Origin of the sequence: Rhodococcus sp. MEB064, assembly GCF_000834565.1 — a bacterium.
GTDB lineage: Bacteria > Actinomycetota > Actinomycetes > Mycobacteriales > Mycobacteriaceae > Rhodococcoides.
The window spans coordinates 1-269 of record NZ_JXQS01000064.1; the positions used below are offsets into that span (position 1 = coordinate 1).

Sequence of the window (269 nt, forward strand, 5' to 3'; positions counted from 1 at the left end):
AACGGTCAGTTGCGGCCGGTGTCGGTGCGGGACCGGTCGATCTCGGCGGATGCGCCGACGACGGAGAAGGCGGACCGGTCCGATCCGTCGCATCTGGCGGCGCCGTTCGCCGGGGTCGTCACCCTCACGGTGACGGAGGGTCAGTCGGTGTCGGCGGGGGAGACCGTCGCGACGATCGAGGCGATGAAGATGGAAGCGGCGGTCACCGCACCGCGGGCGGGCACCGTCACCCGGATCGCCCTGTCGGGTGTCGCCCAGGTCGAGGGCGG

1 protein-coding gene is annotated in these 269 nt (G+C 72.5%); it reads left to right on the plus strand.

Translation table 11 applies throughout. From position 1 onward, the window contains the following. Positions 1-269, plus strand: a 269-nt coding sequence (locus RU01_RS20415) for a biotin/lipoyl-containing protein (protein ID WP_042576437.1), incomplete at both ends; no start/stop codon positions are given.